The organism is Caballeronia sp. GAFFF1, from assembly GCF_023630705.1.
GTDB lineage: Bacteria > Pseudomonadota > Gammaproteobacteria > Burkholderiales > Burkholderiaceae > Caballeronia.
This window is the reverse complement of record NZ_JALQEM010000013.1, coordinates 1-16,650: the sequence shown is the minus strand read 5'-3', so window position 1 is coordinate 16,650 and position 16,650 is coordinate 1. Positions and strand designations below refer to the sequence as shown.

Annotated in this window: 14 protein-coding genes; 12 read left to right on the top strand and 2 right to left on the bottom strand. The window is 65.1% G+C overall.

The window, feature by feature from the left end:
• Nucleotides 1–8 precede the first annotated feature (8 nt).
• Together NCR37_RS06350 and NCR37_RS06345 are read right to left on the bottom strand one after the other, a co-directional pair.
• Nucleotides 9–1,325, bottom strand: coding sequence for a homoserine dehydrogenase (locus NCR37_RS06350; RefSeq protein WP_250472259.1), 1,317 nt, complete (start codon nt 1,323–1,325; stop codon nt 9–11).
• A gap of 26 nt (nt 1,326–1,351) precedes the next feature.
• Nucleotides 1,352–2,590 (bottom strand): pyridoxal phosphate-dependent aminotransferase, encoded by a 1,239-nt coding sequence (locus NCR37_RS06345; protein WP_250472258.1) that lies wholly within the window; start codon nt 2,588–2,590, stop codon nt 1,352–1,354.
• Nucleotides 2,591–3,085: 495 nt separating this feature from the next.
• On the opposite strand from NCR37_RS06345, the gene NCR37_RS06340 reads away from it, so the two are divergent.
• From NCR37_RS06340 to NCR37_RS06285, 12 genes are all read left to right on the top strand, one after another.
• Nucleotides 3,086–3,460 (top strand): Mth938-like domain-containing protein, encoded by a 375-nt coding sequence (locus NCR37_RS06340; RefSeq protein ID WP_250472257.1) that lies wholly within the window; start codon nt 3,086–3,088, stop codon nt 3,458–3,460.
• Between the two features lie 311 nt (nt 3,461–3,771).
• Complete coding sequence (locus NCR37_RS06335) at nt 3,772–5,445, top strand: glycosyltransferase family 39 protein (protein WP_250472256.1); 1,674 nt, start codon at nt 3,772–3,774, stop codon at nt 5,443–5,445.
• 85 nt (nt 5,446–5,530) lie between these two features.
• Nucleotides 5,531–5,902, top strand: coding sequence for a DMT family transporter (locus tag NCR37_RS06330; RefSeq protein WP_250472255.1), 372 nt, complete (start codon nt 5,531–5,533; stop codon nt 5,900–5,902).
• A 37-nt stretch (nt 5,903–5,939) separates the two neighbouring features.
• On the top strand, nt 5,940–7,097 hold the full coding sequence (locus NCR37_RS06325; protein ID WP_250472254.1) for a DegT/DnrJ/EryC1/StrS family aminotransferase: 1,158 nt from the start codon (nt 5,940–5,942) through the stop codon (nt 7,095–7,097).
• 16 nt (nt 7,098–7,113) lie between these two features.
• A complete protein-coding gene (locus NCR37_RS06320; RefSeq protein WP_250472253.1) occupies nt 7,114–8,157 on the top strand; it encodes a glycosyltransferase in 1,044 nt (347 codons plus the stop codon).
• A complete protein-coding gene (locus tag NCR37_RS06315) occupies nt 8,154–9,140 on the top strand; it encodes a formyltransferase (protein WP_250472252.1) in 987 nt (328 codons plus the stop codon). Before NCR37_RS06320 ends, NCR37_RS06315 begins: the two co-directional genes overlap by 4 nt.
• On the top strand, nt 9,137–10,183 hold the full coding sequence (locus NCR37_RS06310; protein WP_250472251.1) for a bifunctional UDP-4-keto-pentose/UDP-xylose synthase: 1,047 nt from the start codon (nt 9,137–9,139) through the stop codon (nt 10,181–10,183). The genes NCR37_RS06315 and NCR37_RS06310 overlap by 4 nt, the downstream gene beginning before the upstream one ends.
• A 9-nt stretch (nt 10,184–10,192) precedes the next feature.
• On the top strand, nt 10,193–11,089 hold the full coding sequence (locus tag NCR37_RS06305) for a polysaccharide deacetylase family protein (RefSeq protein WP_250472250.1): 897 nt from the start codon (nt 10,193–10,195) through the stop codon (nt 11,087–11,089).
• Between the two features lie 62 nt (nt 11,090–11,151).
• Nucleotides 11,152–11,613: a peroxiredoxin gene (locus tag NCR37_RS06300; protein WP_250472249.1), complete on the top strand. Its 462-nt coding sequence runs from the start codon at nt 11,152–11,154 to the stop codon at nt 11,611–11,613.
• Nucleotides 11,614–11,995: 382 nt separating this feature from the next.
• On the top strand, nt 11,996–13,885 hold the full coding sequence (locus NCR37_RS06295; RefSeq protein WP_250472248.1) for a PhoH family protein: 1,890 nt from the start codon (nt 11,996–11,998) through the stop codon (nt 13,883–13,885).
• Nucleotides 13,886–14,077: 192 nt separating this feature from the next.
• Nucleotides 14,078–15,598 (top strand): C40 family peptidase, encoded by a 1,521-nt coding sequence (locus tag NCR37_RS06290; RefSeq protein WP_250472247.1) that lies wholly within the window; start codon nt 14,078–14,080, stop codon nt 15,596–15,598.
• Nucleotides 15,599–15,714: 116 nt separating this feature from the next.
• A complete protein-coding gene (locus tag NCR37_RS06285; RefSeq protein ID WP_250472246.1) occupies nt 15,715–16,521 on the top strand; it encodes an SDR family oxidoreductase in 807 nt (268 codons plus the stop codon).
• Nucleotides 16,522–16,650: the final 129 nt, after the last annotated feature.

Genomic DNA, 16,650 nt, shown 5'->3' with positions numbered 1-16,650 from the left:
TCCTGCGCTTAATTGAGGGCTGCGATGCGCAGCTTCGTCACCTTCGAGACCACCGTCGCGAGCGCTTCGATCTCGGCAATCGCCGCGTTCGCGTTCTTTTCCACGGTCTCGTGCGTGATGAGGATGATGTCCGTTTCGCCCTTGTGGCCGCCGTCGACCTGCTGCGATTCCTTTTGCAACAGCGCGTCGATGGAAATGCCCTTGTCCGCCAGAATGCGCGTGATGTCGGCAAGCACGCCGGTGACGTCCGCCACGCGCAGCCGCAGGTAGTAGCCGCTCGTGATCTCGTCGATGGGCAGGATCGGCGTGTTCGAAAGACTATCGGGCTGGAAAGCCAGATGCGGCACGCGATGCTCCGGATCGGCGGTATGCAGCCGCGTCACATCCACAAGATCGGCGACCACGGCCGAGGCCGTCGGCTCCGCGCCCGCGCCCTTGCCGTAGTAGAGCGTCATGCCCACCGCGTCGCCGTGCACGACGACCGCGTTCATCGCGCCTTCCACGTTCGCCAGCAGGCGCTTTTCCGGCACGAGCGTCGGATGCGTGCGCAACTCGATGCCCTTCTCCGTGCGCCGCGCGATGCCCAGCAGCTTGATGCGATAGCCGAGATCTTCGGCGTAGCGAATGTCGATGGCCGCGAGCTTGCTGATGCCTTCCACGTACGCGCGGTCGAACTGCACCGGCACGCCGAACGCAATCGCGCTCATGATCGTGATCTTGTGCGCGGCGTCGACGCCTTCTATGTCGAAGGTCGGGTCGGCTTCCGCGTAGCCCAGCTCCTGCGCGGCCGACAGCGCGGTCGCGAAGTCGATGCCGCGGTCGCGCATCTCCGAAAGAATGTAGTTCGTGGTGCCGTTGATGATGCCCGCGATGGCCTCGATGCGGTTCGCGGTCAGCCCCTCGCGCAGCGCCTTGATGATCGGAATGCCGCCCGCGACGGCCGCCTCGAACGCGACCATCACGCCCTTCGCGCGCGCCGCTTCGAAAATCTCGGTGCCGTGAACCGCGAGCAGCGCCTTGTTCGCGGTCACGACATGCTTGCCGTTGGCGATCGCGCGCAGCACCAGCTCCCGCGCGAAGCCCGTTCCGCCGATCATTTCGCACACGATATCGATGGCAGGATCATCGACGACCGCGTGGAAGTCGTCGGTTACCGCGACGCCCTCCGCAGCCTTCGCCTTGGCCGGCGTGCGCACCGCGACGCGCGCGATCTCGATGCCGCGGCCCGCGCGTCGTTTGATTTCTTCCTGATTGCGCCGCAGCACCGTGAAGGTGCCGCTGCCCACCGTGCCGAAGCCCAAGAGTCCTACTTTGATCGGTTCCATACTGCGCGAGTCTTATAAAGGGAGATTTAAGCGGAGTGCCGTTTGCGATAGCCGTCGAGAAAGCGCGCGATGCGGTTGATCGAATCGGCCAGATCGTCGATGTTCGGCAGGAAGACCACGCGGAAATGGTCCGGCGTCGGCCAGTTGAAGCCGCTGCCTTGCACGAGCAGCACCCGTTCTTCGAGCAGCAGATCGGTGATGAACTGCTGGTCGTCGGCAATCGGGTACATCTTCGGATCGAGCTTCGGGAACATGTAGAGCGCGGCCTGCGGCTTCACGCAGCTCACGCCGGGAATGGCCGTGAGCATGTCGTAGGCGAGATCGCGCTGCTTGAAAAGCCGTCCGCCCGGCACGATCAGGTCGTTGATGCTCTGATAGCCGCCGAGCGCCGTCTGAATGGCGTACTGGCCCGGAACGTTCGGGCACAGGCGCATCGACGCGAGAATGCCGAGCCCTTCCAGATAGTCTTTCGCGCGGCGACGGTTCTCTTCGATGAGCCCCGAAATCGCCATCCAGCCCGCGCGGTAGCCGCACGAGCGATAGCTCTTCGAGAGGCTATTGAACGTGACCGTGATGACGTCCTCTGAGAGCGCGGCCATCGACGTGTGCGTCTTGCCGTCGTAGACGATCTTGTCGTAGACCTCGTCCGCAAAAATGATGAGACCGTGCTCGCGCGCAATGCCGATCAGTTCCAGCAGCAGTTCGTCCGAATACAGCGCGCCCGTCGGGTTGTTCGGATTGATGACGACCAGCGCCTTCGTATTCGGCGTGATCTTCGCGCGGATATCGTCGAGATCGGGCATCCAGCCGTTGCCTTCCTCGCACATGTAATGGCGCGGCGTGCCCGCCGACAGGCTCACGGCGGCGGTCCACAGCGGATAGTCGGGCGCGGGCAGCAGCACTTCGTCGCCGTCGTTCAGGAGCGCCTGCATGGCCATCACGATCAGCTCGGACGCGCCATTGCCGATGAAGATGTCGTCCAGTTCGACGCCCGCCACGCCCTTTTGCTGCGTGTAGTGCATGATCGCCTTGCGCGCCGCGAACACGCCCTTCGAGTCCGAATAGCCCGACGAGCCGGGCAGATTGCGGATCATGTCCTGAATGATCTCGTCCGGCGCCTCGAAGCCGAACGGCGCCAGATTCCCGATGTTCAGCTTGATAATGCGATGCCCTTCCTCTTCGAGGCGCTTCGCGTGTTCGAGCACGGGTCCGCGGATGTCGTAGCAGACGTTTTGCAGCTTATTGGATTTAAGGATCGGTTTCACGGCTAGCGGCTCTTTTGTTGAACGGGCTGTCGGGTTCGCTTGTTGTGCGGCTGCTGAAGCGGCGATTTCGGCGGCCGCTGCGCCGTCCGGACGCGCGGCGCCGCTCGAAGTATCGCCGAAGTGTCGACGAGTATCGACGAAACAGCGCCGGACAGGCAAAGCGGGATGTTACGGAGTTGTGCGGCCGACCCAGCCGTTCGACTATGCGCGTGGCCGGCGCCGCGATTGACGCCGGGCCAGATAGGGCAAGGGCGCTGCCGGCCGGATTGCGTGTCGAAGGCGGCTTGTGGCGGCACGCGAGCGCAACGGGCGCCGCAAGCGAACCCGGCGGCCGGAAAGTTATAATTTACTGATTATGGCTCAGTTCCGCAATGCACCATCGTGCATCATCGGCGGGAGTGTTCCGCCCCGTTGCAGCGCCGCGCCGCGCCGGATCGGGCGCCGCGCGTCTGCCGGAACCGGGCCCGCCCCCTCTTTCCTTGCCGGATCATCGTTTTGAAACTTCATCAGGAATCCAGCGGCGCGCTCAACACCATCACGAGCTACGGCGAAGGCTTCGTGGCCGTCAATCTTCAGCGCCACGAAGGCAGCGTCATCATCGTGCCGGATGCGCCCGTGCAGCACTGGCCCGTCACCGCGTTCGACGCCCTCACCCCCGCCGACTTCGACGCGCTCATACAAGCCGCGCCCGAAGTGGTGATCTTCGGCAGCGGCTCGAAGCTGCGCTTTCCCCATCCGCGCCTCGTCGCGAATCTGGCGAAGCATCACATCGGCGTCGAGACAATGGATTTCGGCGCGGCCTGCCGCACCTACAACATTCTGATGTCCGAGGGGCGGCGCGTGGCCGCTGCGCTCCTGATCGAAGGGTGATGTCGCCGGGGCGCGGATAAGCGTCCGATAAGCCGGCGTCGGGCACACTCGCGGCTCCCACGGCCTCCGCGCGGGGTTTGCGTGCGCCAAATTGACGAATCGCGGCCGCCCGTGCGATACACTCCCGCCCGGCGCGCACGCCACCGCGTCCGCACGTCATGGCCGCTGCGTGCGAACTTCCGCGGCGCATGCGTGCCTCAGGATGCCGGGCGCACCGAAAACACCGGGAGCATGGAAGCGCCGGCATCGCGCCTCGCCAAGCCATTTCGAATCACTAGCGCCGCAATTGCGGCATCGGACAGGTCGACTTCATGAACGATACGCCTTCGCGGCTACCGCTCACACGTCTTTCGCTCATTCTTCTCGTACTCGCGCTCGCGATCGTCTGGTTCGCGCCGCTCGGCCTGCGTCATCTGGTGCCGAGCGACGAAGGCCGCTACGCCGAAATGGCGCGCGAGATGTTCGTGACCGGCGACTGGATCACGCCGCGCTACAACGGCTACAAGTATTTCGAGAAACCGCCGCTGCAAACCTGGGCGAACGCGCTGACGTTCGCGTGGTTCGGCATCGGCGAATGGCAGGCGCGGCTCTATACCGCGCTCGCCGGCTTCGCGGGCGTGCTGCTCGTCGGCTACACCGGCACGCGCGTGTTCAACGCGATGACCGGTTTCGCCGCGGCCGTGATCCTCGCGACGTGCCCGTACTGGAACCTGATGGGCCACTTCAATACGCTGGACATGGGCCTGTCGTTCTGGATGGAGGTGACGCTCTGCGCGCTGCTGCTCGCGCAGCGCCCCGGCCTGCCCACGCGGCAAGTGCGCCTGTGGATGTGGGTTTGCTGGGCCGCGATGGCCGCCGCCGTGCTCTCGAAGGGTCTAATCGGGCTGATTCTGCCGGGCGCGGTGCTCGTGCTCTATTCGCTGGTTTCGCGCGACTGGGCGCTGTGGAAGCGGCTCTATATCGGCAGCGGGCTGATCGTGTTCCTTGTCGTCGCCGCGCCGTGGTTCGTGCTCGTGCAGATGAAGAATCCCGAATTCTTCGATTTCTTCTTCATCGTCCAGCAGTTCAAGCGCTATCTGACGCCCGAGCAGAACCGCCCCGGCGCGTTCTATTACTTCGTGCCAGTGCTGATCGTCGGGTTCCTGCCGTGGCTGTCCATCGCGTTCCAGAGCGTGCGCCACGGCATCAAGACGCCGCGCCAGCCAAACGGCTTCGCGCCGGTGACGATGCTGCTCGTCTGGTCCGCGTTCATTTTCCTGTTCTTCAGCGCGTCGCACTCCAAGCTGATTTCGTACGTGCTGCCCATCGCGCCGGCCATCGCGCTCGTGCTCGCGCTCTATCTGCCGTCGCTCACGCGCACGCAGTACCGCCGGCATCTGATTGGCTATGCGGTGTTTCTGATCGCCGCGGCGTTCGGCGCGATTTTCATCGGCCGGGCGGGCAGCGCGAATACGCCGAATGCGCTGTATCGCGAGTTCCAGGTGTGGGTCTATGCGGGACTCGCGGTGGCGTTCGTCGTGACGATCGTCGCGTTGTGGCTCAACCGCCGCAGCGTGCTTGCGGGCGCGGCGGGACTCGGCGCGGCGTGGCTGCTGCTTGGGACTATCGCGGGCACAGGCCACGACGTCTTCGGCACGGACAGCTCGGGCGTGAAGCTCGTGCCCGCCGTGAAGGCCGCGATGGCGAAGCTGCCACCCGACACGCCGTTCTATTCGGTCGCGAAGCTCGACCACACCATGCCCTTCTACCTCGGCCATACGATGATCATGGTCAAGGAAGCCGACGAGCTGAATTTCGGCGTGCATGCCGAGCCGCAGAAGTGGCTGCCGACGCTCGACGACTGGGTGAAACAATGGGACGCCCACCGCTACGCGCTTGCGCTGCTGCCGCCGTCGCGCTATGACGAAATGCTCGCGCGACATGTGCCGATGCAGGTCATCGCCCGGGACGCGCGCCGCGTGATCGTCGAGAAGCCGCAGCCCTGATGGCGCGGCCCCGCCCCGCCGAAGTGTCGCCGGCGCACGAGCGTCCGGCATCCGGCGGCGAACCGAGTATCCTTACTTTTCATCGATGAACCCGATTTCCTTCACTTGCATCGTCATCGGCGTATTGTTGAATGCTTGCGCCCAGTTGCTGCTCAAGGCGGGCGTGAATGCCGTCGGCCATTTCGACATGACGCCGGCGAACATTCTGCCGGTCGGTTTCAGGATCGCGACGCAGTGGCCTATCATCGGCGGCCTCGCGTGCTACGTCGTGAGCGTCGTCGTGTGGATCGTCGGGCTGTCGCGCGTGGACGTATCGGTCGCCTATCCGATGCTCTCGCTCGGCTACGTCGTCAACGCGTTCGCGGCATGGTATTTGTTCGGCGAAGTGCTGTCGGTGCAGCGGCTCGTCGGCATCGGCATCATTCTCGTCGGCGTGGCCGTGCTCGCGCGCGGCTGACCCCGGATTCTCTCCACTCTCTTTAAGCACACACTCCATGACTCAGACCTCGCGGCCGTTCCTGCCCTTTGTCAAGCCCGAGATCGACGAAGAGACCATCCAGGGCGTCGTCGACGTGCTGCGCTCCGGCTGGATCACCACCGGCCCGCAGAATCAGCAATTCGAAGCGGAGCTGTCCGAGTATTTCGGCGGCCGTCCGGTGCGCGCGTTCAACTCCGGCACCTGCACGATGGAAATCGCGTTGCGGATCGCGGGCGTCGGCGCGGGCGACGAAGTCATCACGACGCCGATGACCTGGGTCTCGACCGCGAACGTGATTCTGGAAGTGGGCGCCACGCCGGTTTTCGTCGATATCGACCCGGTCACGCGCAACATGGACCTGAACTTGCTGGAACGCGCGATCACGCCGCGCACGAAGGCGCTGATGCCGGTGTATCTCGCGGGCTTGCCCGTGGACATGGATCGGCTTTACGAGATTGCGCGCGCCCACAAGCTGCGCGTGATCGAGGACGCCGCGCAGGCGGTCGGCGCAAGCTGGCGCGGCAAGCGCATCGGGTCGTTCGGCGATCTGGTTTCGATCAGCTTTCACGCGAACAAGAACGTGACGTCGATCGAAGGCGGCGCGCTCGTGATGAACAACGAGGACGAAGCCGAACTCGCGCGCAAGTACCGGCTGCAAGGCATCACGCGCACGGGCTTCGACGGCATGGACTGCGACGTGCTGGGCGGCAAATACAATCTCACGGATGTCGCGGCGCGCGTCGGGCTCGGTTCGCTGCGCCGGATCGAGTCGATCACCGATCGCCGCCGCGAACTGGCGCGTCTCTACTTCGACGCGTTCGAAGGCGGCGCGGCGGTGCGGCTCGGCGTCGGCCTGCCGGTGAAGAACTTCGCCGACAGCAACTGGCACATGTTCCAGATCGCGCTGCCGCTCGACAACCTGAGCCTCACGCGAGCGGAGTTCATGGCACAACTGAAGGAGCGCAACGTCGGCAGCGGCGTGCACTATCCGGCGCTGCATCTGTTCACGCTATATCGTGGGCGCGGGTTCAAGGAAGGCATGTTCCCGCACGCGGAGCGCTTCGGCGCGAGCACCGTGACCTTGCCGCTCTTTCCCGGCATGAGCGCGGACGATGTCGCGCATGTCGTGAAGTCCGTCGACGAAATCTGCGAGCAGTATGGACACAATCGTTAAGGAAACGCACAGCCACATGAGTCATACCGATTTTCCGGCGAGTTCGCCCGAGGTCTCGGTCATCATTCCGGTGTACAACGAGGCGGACGGTCTCGCCGCCCTCTTCGAGCGCCTGTACCCGGCACTGGATGCGCTCGGCGCGTCGTATGAAGTCATCTTCATCAACGACGGCAGCCGCGACAAATCGGCCGCGCTCCTCGCGCAGCAGTTCCACGCGCGCCCCGACACCACGCGCGTCATTCTGCTCAACGGCAATTACGGCCAGCACATGGCGATTCTCGCGGGCTTCGAGCAGTCGCGCGGCGAGATCGTCGTGACGCTCGACGCCGATCTGCAGAATCCGCCCGAGGAAATCGGCAAGCTCGTGGCGAAGATGCGCGAGGGCTACGACTACGTCGGCACCATCCGCCAGCAGCGGCAGGACAGCCTGTGGCGCAAGAAGGCGTCGCGCGCGATGAACCGCCTGCGCGAGCGCATCACCAAGATTCGCATGACCGACCAGGGCTGCATGCTGCGCGCGTACAGCCGGCACATCATCGACACGATCAACCGTTGCGGCGAGATCAACACGTTCATTCCGGCGCTCGCGTACACGTTCGCGCAGAATCCAATCGAAGTGGACGTCGCGCACGAGGAACGCTTCGCGGGCGAATCGAAGTATTCGCTCTATAGCCTGATCCGCCTGAATTTCGACCTCGTCACCGGCTTTTCGGTGGTGCCGCTGCAATGGCTGTCGTTCATCGGCGTGATTCTGTCGGTCGGCTCCGCGGGCCTCTTCGTGCTGCTGCTGATTCGCCGCTTCATGTTCGGCGCGGAAGTTCAGGGCGTGTTCACGCTCTTCGCCATCACGTTCTTCATGCTCGGCGTGATCATCTTCGCGCTCGGGCTGCTCGGCGAATACATCGGCCGCATTTATCAGCAGGTGCGCGCGCGTCCGCGTTATCTCGTGCAGACCATTCTCGAACAACGCGACGGGCTTTCCATCGCGAGCAAGCCGATGCAGGAACCGGTGCAGCCGGTCGCCGCTGCCGTGATCGGCCGCGAGGAACCGGGTCGATGAAGCCGCGCGCCGTCGTCTTTGCGTATCACAATGTCGGCGTTCGCTGCCTGCAAGTGCTGCTCGCGCGCGGCGTGGACGTCGCGCTCGTCGTCACGCACGAGGACAGCGCGAGCGAGAACATCTGGTTCGGCAGCGTCGCGCAGGTCGCGGCGGAGCGCGGCATCGACGTCATAACGCCGGCCGATCCGAAAGCGCCTGAAGTGCATGAAGCCGTGCAGAAAGCCGCGCCCGATTTCATCTTCTCGTTCTATTACCGGCACATGCTGCCCGTCGCGCTGCTCGCGCTCGCGAAGCGCGGCGCGTACAACATGCACGGCTCGCTCTTGCCGAAGTATCGCGGCCGCGTGCCGACCAACTGGGCGGTGCTCAACGGCGAGACCGAAACCGGCGCGACGCTGCACGAAATGGCCGAAAAGCCCGACGCCGGCGCGATTCTCGCCCAAACGCCCGTGCCGATCTTGCCGGACGACACCGCCGCGCAGGTCTTCGACAAGACGGTGGTCGCGGCCGAGCAGACGCTTTGGCGCGTGCTGCCCGCCCTGCTCGCGGGCGAAGCGCCGCATCTGCCGAACGATCTCGCCGCCGGCAGCTACTACGGCGGGCGCAAGCCGGAAGACGGCCGCATCGACTGGACGCAGCCGGGAGAGCGCGTCTACAACCTGATTCGCGCGGTCGCGCCGCCTTATCCGGGCGCCTTCACCGATATCGGCGAGCATCGCTTCGTCGTCGCGCGCGCGCGGCTCGTGCCCCCGACCGGCGCGCCCGGCATGCCGCCCGCGCGCCTCGCGGCAATGGCCAGTTTGCCGCCGGGCCTGACGGTGACGGATAATGCGCTGTTTGGCGTCTGCGGCGATGGCCGCGTGATCGCCGTGTACGAGCTGCGTCACCGGCTGCTCGATAGCGCGTCGCAACCTTTGGGCGAAGAACGCGCCGTCGATTCCGCCGAATTCGGCCGACTCATTCAATCCTCTCGTCATTCATGAAAAAAGTTCTCATCCTGGGCGTCAACGGCTTCATCGGCCATCACCTGTCCAAGCGCATCCTCGAAACCACCGACTGGGAAGTCTTCGGGATGGACATGCAAACCGATCGTCTGGGCGACCTCGCGAATCACGAGCGGATGCACTTCTTCGAAGGCGACATCACGATTAACAAGGAGTGGGTCGAGTATCACGTGAAGAAGTGCGACGTGATCCTGCCGCTGGTTGCCATCGCCACGCCCGCGACGTACGTGAAGCAGCCGTTGCGCGTGTTCGAACTGGACTTCGAGGCGAACCTGCCGATCGTGCGTTCGGCCGTGAAGTACGGCAAGCATCTGGTGTTTCCGTCGACCTCCGAGGTCTACGGCATGTGCACCGACGAACAGTTCGACCCGGAAGAATCCGTGCTCTCCTACGGCCCCATCAACAAGCCGCGCTGGATCTACGCGTGCTCGAAGCAGTTGATGGACCGCGTGATCTGGGGCTACGGCATGGAAGGGCTCAATTTCACCCTCTTCCGCCCGTTCAACTGGATCGGCCCGGGTCTCGACTCCATCTACACGCCGAAGGAAGGTTCGTCGCGCGTGGTGACGCAGTTCCTCGGCCATATCGTGCGCGGCGAGAACATCAGTCTCGTGGATGGCGGCGCGCAGAAGCGCGCGTTCACGGATATCGACGACGGCATCGGCGCGCTGATGAAGATCATCGAGAACAAAGGCGGCGTCGCGACAGGCAAGATCTATAACATCGGCAATCCGAAGAACAACTTCTCGGTGCGCGAACTGGCGCACAAGATGCTCGCGCTCGCCGGCGAGTTCCCCGAATACGCGGACACGGCCAAGCAAGTGCAATTGGTCGAGACGTCGTCGGGCGCGTACTACGGCACGGGCTATCAGGACGTGCAGAACCGCGTGCCGAAGATCGACAACACGATGCAGGAACTCGGCTGGGCGCCGCAAGCCACCATGGACGACGCGCTGCGCAAGATTTTCGAGGCGTATCGCGGACACGTGGGCGAAGCCCGCAAGCTCGTCGAACAGGCGTAAGACAGTAGCGTGGCCCGCATCGTCCTCAAGATCGACGTCGATACGCTGCGCGGCACGCGCGAAGGCGTGCCGAACCTCGGGCGTCTGCTCGACAAGTACAACGCCCGCGCGACGTTCCTTTTCAGCCTCGGCCCGGATCACACCGGCTGGGCGCTGCGCCGCGTGTTTCGGCCCGGCTTTCTGCAAAAGGTGTCGCGCACGTCGGTGGTCGAACACTACGGCATCAGGACGCTCATGTACGGCGTCCTGCTGCCGGGGCCGGACATCGGCCGGCGCGCGGTGTCGGAGATGCGCGCGATTCACGAAGCCGGCTTCGAGTGCGGCATCCATACGTGGGATCACGTCTACTGGCAGGACAACGTGCGCTCGCGCGACCGCGCGTGGACCGTCGCGCAGATGGAGCAAAGTCACGCGCGCTTCGTCGAGATTTTCGGCGCGCCGCCCGTCACGCACGGCGCGGCCGGCTGGCAGATGAACGGCCATGCGTTCGAGCAGATCGACGCCTGGGGCATGCGCTATGCCTCCGACGGCCGCGGACACACGCCGTACATTCCGGTGCTCGATGGGCGCACGCTCGCGCACATCCAGATGCCGACCACGCTGCCCACGCTCGACGAAGTGCTCGGCGTGGACGGCATCGACGAGAGCAGCGTCGCGGCGCACGTCTTGCGTCATACCGCGAATAATCCGCACGATCAGGTGTTCACGCTGCACGCCGAACTGGAAGGCCAAAAGCTCGCGCCGGTATTCGAGCAGCTGCTCGCGGGCTGGCGCGCGCAGGGACACAGCTTCGCCACGATGGGCGACTATCATGCGACGCTCGACCGCGCGAGCTTGCCGTCCTATCCCGTGACGTGGGGCGAGATCCCGGGACGCGCGGGCGAGCTGATCGTGCAGCCGGGCTGAGACGCCGTTTGCGCATCGGCGATTCATGGACAACACAAGAGCCAACAACAGGAGAAACCTTCGTGCCAGTCGCAGTCGACCAGCCCGTTCCCGACTTCACCGCGCCCGCCACCGGCGGCGAGTTCACGCTGTCCAGCCTGCGCGGCCAGAAAGTCGTGCTCTTCTTCTATCCGAAGGACAACACGCCGGGCTGCACCACGGAGAGTCTGCAATTTCGCGACCACTATGACCAGTTCAAGGCGGCCGGCGCGGAAATCGTCGGCATCTCGCGTGACAGCGTGAAGTCGCACGAAAACTTCAAGGCCAAGCTGGAACTGCCCTACACGCTCGTCTCCGACGCCGACGAAGCCATTTGCTCGCTGTTCGACGTCATCAAGATGAAGAAGATGTACGGCAAGGAAGTGCGCGGCATCGAGCGTTCGACGTTTCTGCTCGACGCCCAGGGCGTGCTGCGGCGCGAGTTTCGCGGCATCAAGGTGCCGGGGCACGTGGAGGCCATCGTCGAGGCTGTACAAGCCATTTGAGGCACGTTATATTGATTCGCAATGAGCGCCTGTCCACCCCATTCCTCAAGCCTTTGCGCGAGCCGCCGCATGCCGTCTGGCGCGGTCGGCATGGACCCGGGCTATGTGGAACGGGCACGGCGCAGGCGCTCTGAAAGAGAAGTCAGCCGCTGGTTCCGGTAGCCGGAACGGCGGCTTTTTTATTGGTGTCGCGCGCTTCCTCGCTTTTTGTCGAGGGCGCGACGCAACCTCAAGGAGCAGATCGAAACCTAGGCGAACCGGCGTTTTCGACAACGAAGCGCGCCACCGGGCGCAAACTGCGGCACACGTAGCTTACGGGCGGACGAGCAGGATGCGACAGGCGGCGCACGATACACGACCCGATTCCTTTCGAGGGAACACCATGCCTTTGCCTACCGCCCCGGCCAAGCTCGGCCATCTCCTTCCGGCCGAAGAGTACAAGGCCAAAGCCCGGCCTTCGAAGCAGCCCAAAAAACCGGCTGCGGCGAGCGACGACGACGCCATCGGCTCGGTCGAGACCGTCGCCGCGGAGCGTCCCGCAGCCGCCAATTCCGCAAACGCCGCGAACACGCTGCGCTCCATCGCCAGTGACGTGCTCGCGCAGGCGCCGCAAGACGCCTCGGCCGAGACATCCGCTGCCGCGCCGGTTGCGCCGGTTGCGCCCGTTGCGCGCGGCCGTCGCACGAAGCAGACTGCCGCTCTCTTGCAACCGGTGCCCGCTGCGCGCCAGAAAGACGAAGAAACGAGCGACGAAGCCCGTCCCGCGAGGCGCGAGGCGCGCGCGGACGCGCCCGCCGCGACGCCGGCTCCGAGCGCCGCGCCCGCCAAAGATGCGCGCACGCAGAACAAGCGCCGCCAGCGCGGCGCGGTCGAGGAGGAACTGCGCAAGCTCTTCGTGCTCGACACCAACGTGCTGATGCACGACCCGAGTTCGCTCTTCCGCTTCGAGGAACACGACGTCTATCTGCCGATGATGACGTTGGAAGAGCTCGACAATCACAAGAAGGGCATGTCGGAAGTGGCGCGCAATGCGCGTCAGGTGAGCCGCACGCTCGACGCGCTCGTCGCGCACGCGGGCCAGATGTCGGAGGGCATTCCGCTTGCCGCGCAGGGCAACCGCGACGCGCTCGGCCGCCTGTACTTCCAGACGACGCTGACCGATATCGAGCCTGTCGAAGGCTTGCCCGTCGGCAAGGCGGACAACCAGATTCTCGGCGTTGTGCGCGCGCTTCAGAAGGAGCGGCCGGATCGGCAGGTCGTGCTGGTGTCGAAAGACATCAACATGCGCATCAAGGCGCACGCGCTCGGCCTGCCCGCCGAGGATTACTTCAACGATCAGGTGCTGGAAGACAAGGACCTGCTCTATTCCGGCGTGCGCGCGCTTCCCCAGGATTTCTGGACGAAGCACGCGAAGGGCATGGAAAGCTGGCAGGACACCAAGACCGGCACCACGTATTACCGCGTGACCGGGCCGCTCTGCCCGTCCATGCTCGTGAACGAGTTCGTCTATCTGGAGCCGCAGAACGGCGAGCCGTCGTTCCACGCGGTCGTGCGCGAACTCAACGGCAAGACGGCGCTCCTTCAGACGCTGCGCGACTACGGGCATCACAAGAACAATGTGTGGGGCATCACGGCGCGCAATCGCGAGCAGAACTTCGCGCTGAATCTCTTGATGAATCCGGAAGTCGATTTCGTCACGCTGCTCGGTCAGGCGGGCACCGGCAAGACGCTGATGGCGCTCGCAGCCGGCCTCGCGCAAGTGCTCGACGACAAGCGCTACAACGAGATCATCGTGACGCGCGCGACGGTGCCGGTCGGCGAGGACATCGGCTTTTTGCCGGGCACGGAGGAAGAGAAGATGCAGCCGTGGATGGGCGCGTTCGACGACAACCTCGAAGTCCTCCAGAAAACCGACGATGCCGCCGGCGAATGGGGCCGCGCAGCCACGCAGGAACTGATCCGCTCGCGCTTGAAGGTGAAGAGCATGAACTTCATGCGCGGGCGGACGTTCGTCGATAAATACGTGATCATCGACGAAGCGCAGAACCTGACGCCCAAGCAGATGAAAACGCTCGTCACGCGCGCCGGTCCGGGTACGAAGATCGTGTGCCTCGGCAACATCGCGCAGATCGACACGCCGTATCTGACCGAGGGCAGTTCGGGGCTGACGTATGTCGTTGACCGCTTCAAGGGCTGGACGCACAGCGGCCATGTGACGTTGGCGCGCGGCGAGCGTTCGCGGCTCGCGGACTACGCGTCGGACATCCTGTAAAGCACGTGCAGTTGGATGACACGGCCCGGCGGAGCGATCCGCCGGGCTTTTTCTTTGTCCGCGCGTTCCGCTCCCGCAACACTTATCGCACAAAGTTAAAGTGGAACCTCACGATGTCTTGCCGCACGGCCGTGCGGCGGGCTAGTATCGGCGGACTGTCTTCTCTTCGGCGAGCGCGCTTGCTCGGCTTCAATGCGTCGAATCTGGCTACCGCTTTTCGTGTCCGTCGTGCTTGCCGCGTGCGGAAGCGCGCCGCAACAAGCGGCGCACAAGCCCGCGGTCTCGGCCAGCACGACGCCGCGCGCGTATAAGCCGCCGTCAGGCTTCCCGAACTTCGTCGATCACAGCGTCGGGCGCGAGGAGATCTCCATTCAGGCGATGTCGCTCGTCGGCGTGCCGTACCGCTGGGGCGGCAATACGCCCGAGGCAGGTTTCGATTGCAGCGGGCTCGTGCGCTATGTGGTCGATCGCGCCGCGTCCGTGAACCTGCCGCGCACGACCGCCGAGATGAGCGGGCGCGGAGAGTCCATCGAGCCGGACGAAGTCGCGCCCGGCGATCTGATCTTCTTCAACACGACCGGGCGACCGCATTCGCACGTCGGCATTTATGTCGGCAAGCTGCGTTTCGTGAATGCGCCGTCGACGGGCGGCACCGTGCGGCTCGATTACCTGACGAACCCCTACTGGGCGAAGCGGTTCGACGGCATTCGCCGCGTCGCGCCGCCAAAGACGGCGCCGACGCCGTTCGATGGGCCGACGTATGTGGCGGGGCGTGGAGTTGGGTCTGAGGAGGCCGCGTCTCCGCGTCAGCCGGTGCCGGCAACTGCCAGCGCGATTGCAGTCGAGCGACCGTCGACGTCAATCGGCGCGGCGCAGCTACAAACGTCTGCGGCTTCGGCTTATGCGGGCCGGACGCCCGTCTCGGCGACGACGACCGGGGCTTCCGTCGCCTCGGCCTACGGCCGCCAAAAGCCGGCCGCCACCACTGGCGCGGACCCTTTCGAGCCGCCGGCAGCGTCGATGAACGCCGCGCAGCGGCAGTCGTCTGCTGCGGCTTCGGCTTACGCGCGTCGAACGCCTGCGGCATCAGCCAGCGCGGATCCTTTCGAACCGCCGCCCGCTTCGTTGAGCGCGGCGCAGCGGCAATCGTCTGCTGCCGCTTCGGCCTACGCGCGTCAAACGCCTGCGGCAGCCGGCAGCGCCGATGCCTTCGAACCGCCGCTCGCATCGTCGAGCGCGGCGCAGCGGCAATCGTCTGCTGCCGCTTCGGCCTACGCGCGTCAAACGCCTGCGGCATCAGCCAGCGCCGACGCGTTCGAACCGCCGCCCGCATCGTTGAGCGCGGCGCAGCGGCAGTCGTCTGCTGCGGCTTCGGCTTACGCGCGTCAAACGCCTGCGGCATCAGCCAGCGCGGATGCTTTCGAACCGCCGCCCGCATCGTTGAGCGCGGCGCAGCGTCAGTCGCAGCATGCCAGCGCGAGAACAACCGCGTCCGCGAGCCAGGCACCGGATCCCATCCAGGCCGCCGCCGATGCCTACGAGCCTCCGCCGCCGCTGTCACGCGCCGCCCGGCAGCAAGCGCAAGCGGCCATGGCGTCGCAGGCTGCCGAACCGCCCGTGCGCGCGATGCGGGCGTCGACGGGCTCGCTCACTCCGCCGCGCGCCGCATCGAACGACGATCCTATCGCCCGGTTTGCAACAGGCGCCGATTGACGCCCAGCAGAAAGCACCCGACCGCCGCACGGTTCGCGCACCCCGCGCCCTGCTCTGCTATCGTGTCCGATACTTCCTCGACAGCGGCATCAAAGAACCGATAGGAGCGCAAGATCATGGATCTGGGACTGGCCGGCAAGGTCGTGTTGATCACGGGCGGCAGCAAGGGAATCGGCTTTGCGTGCGCGAAGGCGTTCGCGAGCGAAGGCGCGAAAGTCGCAATCGTCTCGCGCGATGCCGCGAATCTCGCCCGTGCGCGCGAGCAGCTGGCGGCCGACGGCCATCACGTCCACCTCGCGCGCGCCGATCTGCACGAGGCGCACAGCGCGGAAGACGTGGTCGAAGAAGCGAGCGCGGCGCTCGGTCCCATCGATATCCTGATCAACAGCGCAGGCGCCGCCCGCCGCTACGACCCCGATACGCTCGACGCCGCCGCCTACAAAGCCGCGATGGACGCGAAATACTTCTCGTATGTCTACCCGCAGCAAGTCGTGCTCAAGCGCATGGCCGAGCGCCTGCGCAACGACCCCGGCGCGGAGCCGGGCGCGATCGTCAACATCGTGGGCATGGGCGGCAAGATTGCGACGGACATTCATATCGCGGGCGGCGCGGCCAACGCGGCGCTCATGCTCAACACGGTCGGACTCGCGCATCACTACGCGAAGCTCGGCATTCGCATCAACGCGATCAATCCGGGCGCGACGCTCACCGAGCGCGTCGAGGAAGCGCTGCAACTGGAGGCGCAACGACAAGGCGTCACGCGCGATCAGGTGCTCGCCGAAAGCCAGGCCAAGGTGCCGCTCGGGCGTTACGCGAAACCGGAAGAAATCGCCGACGTCGCCGTCTTTCTGGCGAGCCGCCGCGCGAGCTATGTGTCGGGCGCGATCATTCCGATGGACGGAGTGTCGTCGCCGATCATCTGATGCGCCGCGGCCCGCTTTCTCACCCGGGCCGCGGGGCCACGTGTCTTGAAAACGTACCCGTGTTCCATACCCCACCCCCCCCCGGGGCGCGCCGCCGTACCCGCGAAAGTTAAAAAAAAACCCCCCACC

Coding starts and splice junctions, on each gene's coding strand:
- NCR37_RS06350 (WP_250472259.1), bottom strand. CDS start 1,325: ATGGAACCGATCAAAGTAGGACTCTTGGGCTTCGGCACGGTGGGCAGC.
- NCR37_RS06295 (WP_250472248.1), top strand. CDS start 11,996: ATGCCTTTGCCTACCGCCCCGGCCAAGCTCGGCCATCTCCTTCCGGCC.
- NCR37_RS06285 (WP_250472246.1), top strand. CDS start 15,715: ATGGATCTGGGACTGGCCGGCAAGGTCGTGTTGATCACGGGCGGCAGC.
- NCR37_RS06330 (WP_250472255.1), top strand. CDS start 5,531: ATGAACCCGATTTCCTTCACTTGCATCGTCATCGGCGTATTGTTGAAT.
- NCR37_RS06315 (WP_250472252.1), top strand. CDS start 8,154: ATGAAGCCGCGCGCCGTCGTCTTTGCGTATCACAATGTCGGCGTTCGC.
- NCR37_RS06335 (WP_250472256.1), top strand. CDS start 3,772: ATGAACGATACGCCTTCGCGGCTACCGCTCACACGTCTTTCGCTCATT.
- NCR37_RS06290 (WP_250472247.1), top strand. CDS start 14,078: ATGCGTCGAATCTGGCTACCGCTTTTCGTGTCCGTCGTGCTTGCCGCG.
- NCR37_RS06325 (WP_250472254.1), top strand. CDS start 5,940: ATGACTCAGACCTCGCGGCCGTTCCTGCCCTTTGTCAAGCCCGAGATC.
- NCR37_RS06320 (WP_250472253.1), top strand. CDS start 7,114: ATGAGTCATACCGATTTTCCGGCGAGTTCGCCCGAGGTCTCGGTCATC.
- NCR37_RS06310 (WP_250472251.1), top strand. CDS start 9,137: ATGAAAAAAGTTCTCATCCTGGGCGTCAACGGCTTCATCGGCCATCAC.